Raw genomic sequence first — 2,416 nt, forward strand, 5'->3', positions numbered from 1 at the left:
GATCTTCGAATATATTGAGATCTATTACAATCGAAATAGAAAGCACTCAGCGTTGGGCTATGTGAGTCCAGCCGAGTTCGAAAGTGTGTAGTTATGTTGTGTCCACTTTTCGTGGGGTACACTAGTTTACTTGTATTTCAAATGCTTAAATGTCTTAGTCTCTAGTTCTTTGTCCCTCTGGTAATCCGTCCCTAGTAGACTCAGCAAATCTGCATTGTCGGCCTAAATTCTTGAATCACTTAGGCCGTAAAACATGCCAATGTTCATGGGTTGCTTCATTGTCAGGTCGTGGCGGTCGGTTTCATGTTTAACTGGCTCAAAGTCGCTTTTAGGTCTTAACCAATTAGCATTTCAGCTTGGCAGTTGCCTCGGCAATTTACCATTGTTTTGCGCTTTGGTTGGAAAGAAAGGGCGCTGGCTGGAACTCAGTCGGGTTGCCTCATTGGGCAGGGAAGTGGAATTACTCGTTTCTGGTTGGTCGCCTTTGGTGGCCAAGTCGGTTCTTACCTTGTGGTTTAGTTCAGAAAGCTGGTCAGAAATCGCAGTTCTTTCTCAATTAAATCATGTGTTTGTGGTAAAACATAACAAACAATTCAACAGTGATTCGCAACGCTTGGCGCTTTCACTCAGGTTGAGTTTAGTGTTTACGGCGCAATGTTTAAGTTCAGTGCTTGCGCTGCTCACACGTTAATTGGGCGTTATAAGAATAGGCACTATGAGTGAATTTGAAAAAATAATATATACAGCGGCAGCAACCATAATCGGTGGGCTTTTAATACATGCGATGTCTCAATTGGTTCAAAAGCTGTTTATAGAACCTTGTCATCAATATAGGCAATTAAATTCAAGGGCTATCTCTTCGCTAAGTTTTCATTCAAATATGTTGAACGCGAAGCTAAGAGCTGATGATAATGAAGAGTACCGTCAACGATACTATGATGGACAAGATGAACTTCGTAAGCTAATGGCGGACATGAAGGCTCAATATATAACGATTACCCCTTTATGGCTTGCAGTTGCCCTCAGGCTAGTACCATCAAGGTCAACTCATAGAAAAGTAGTTAGAAATTTGCTGACGTTGTCGTTCTTTGGCTCTTTTTCTAGTCCTAGTGATGAGCGAACTCCTTACGAATTAGCAAAGGAAACTGTCAAGCTAATGGGCTCTGAGTTTTAATTCTTATAACAATAAATTTAAGAGTGATTCACAACGCTCGGCGCTTTCACTTCAAGCTAGTTTAGTGTCTATGGCACAATGGTTTAGGTAGGGTGGTTAGCGTTGTTCACACCTTAATTTGGCGTTAGCTCTCAAGCGTTAAAGTTACATCAGTTGGTAAATAAATAATGAAAGAAATTAAGTTTAAGATATCGTACCGCAAAGGCGATGCAGATGGTGGTCGGTTAGATATGTATGATGCGTCTACATCTCTACAAGGTTTTGCTAAAGCTCTTTCCATTACTACTCATGCAATGCTAAATGATGGCGAGATTAAGAAGAAAGGCAATAGAATTGAGGGGGCTAAGCTATATATTCACCCTTCAAGAAAAGGCAGTTTTGAAGAGCTGCTGACTTTGGCTATTGAAGAAAAAGTTGCTTTATCTATAGGTGCAAGCGTTGTTGCTAACGTTTTTTACGACCTTATCAAATGGACGTGGTCGCAGACTTTAGACAAAACATATGAGCCTTCAACGCCACAAGTAAAAAAGCTTCGTGATCGTGTTGAACCTTTTATTGGTGAAATGGAAGAAGCTTTAGAGATTCCCTTAGAGCAAGCTCACCGTCCAATAAAGCAGAATGAAAATATGACTATTTCTATTGTGCGTTCGAAAGTTGGTGATATCGTAACTCTAGACCAAAATACTTTGAAAAGTGTCTCTCTATCAACCGAAAGCAATTTGATTACAGGGATTACAGGAAACGTCACTAGATTTAACATTCTATCTGGATTTGGGCGTTTTTATGACGACAGTTTAGATAAAACCGTGTCTTTCAAGTTACAAGACTGTGTAACTTCTAACCAAAAGCAGTGGTTTCCTTGGTCAATGTATCACGCCCAAAATGGCGATGGTGGAAAAATACAGTTAGAGGTAAAGCGTGTTATGTCCGCAAAAGGTGCAGTAAAGCGTTATCTTGTATATGGCGTAACTGAAGTAAAGAGCTAACAAGCAATTCAAGCAGATTCGCAACGCTTGGCATTTTTGGTTTGAATCAGCTTTAGTGTTTACGGCACAATGGTCTAGGTAGGTGGCAGTGTTGCTCACTACTTAATTGGGCGTTATGAGCTTCCAAGAATTAGAAGGAAAATATGGCAGTTTTAGAAATTTTGACTGCACCTGATCCAAGGCTTAAGGTCAAAGCGGAAAAGGTGCGAGATATTACGACGGTACAAACATTAATAGACGATATGTTGGAAACGCT

5 protein-coding genes are annotated in these 2,416 nt (G+C 40.4%); all 5 read left to right on the plus strand.

Annotated elements, in window-relative coordinates:
- The coding region (locus ELS82_RS24220; RefSeq protein WP_134837683.1) for an IS3 family transposase at positions 1-91 on the plus strand (91 nt) is incomplete at its 5' end.
- A gap of 162 nt (positions 92-253) precedes the next feature.
- Positions 254-691: a hypothetical protein gene (locus tag ELS82_RS27145; RefSeq protein ID WP_244230879.1), complete on the plus strand. Its 438-nt coding sequence runs from the start codon at positions 254-256 to the stop codon at positions 689-691.
- Positions 692-715: 24 nt separating this feature from the next.
- Positions 716-1,174 (plus strand): hypothetical protein, encoded by a 459-nt coding sequence (locus ELS82_RS24230; protein WP_134837684.1) that lies wholly within the window; start codon positions 716-718, stop codon positions 1,172-1,174.
- A 167-nt stretch (positions 1,175-1,341) separates the two neighbouring features.
- Positions 1,342-2,160 (plus strand): DUF7946 domain-containing protein, encoded by an 819-nt coding sequence (locus ELS82_RS24235; protein WP_134837685.1) that lies wholly within the window; start codon positions 1,342-1,344, stop codon positions 2,158-2,160.
- A gap of 143 nt (positions 2,161-2,303) precedes the next feature.
- On the plus strand, positions 2,304-2,416 hold a 113-nt coding region (locus tag ELS82_RS24240), incomplete at its 3' end, for a peptide deformylase (protein WP_341867200.1).

It is taken from the genome of Vibrio ouci (genome assembly GCF_004551525.1).
In the GTDB taxonomy this organism is placed as follows: domain Bacteria; phylum Pseudomonadota; class Gammaproteobacteria; order Enterobacterales; family Vibrionaceae; genus Vibrio; species Vibrio ouci.

Coding starts and splice junctions, on each gene's coding strand:
- ELS82_RS27145 (WP_244230879.1), top strand. CDS start 254: ATGCCAATGTTCATGGGTTGCTTCATTGTCAGGTCGTGGCGGTCGGTT.
- ELS82_RS24230 (WP_134837684.1), top strand. CDS start 716: ATGAGTGAATTTGAAAAAATAATATATACAGCGGCAGCAACCATAATC.
- ELS82_RS24235 (WP_134837685.1), top strand. CDS start 1,342: ATGAAAGAAATTAAGTTTAAGATATCGTACCGCAAAGGCGATGCAGAT.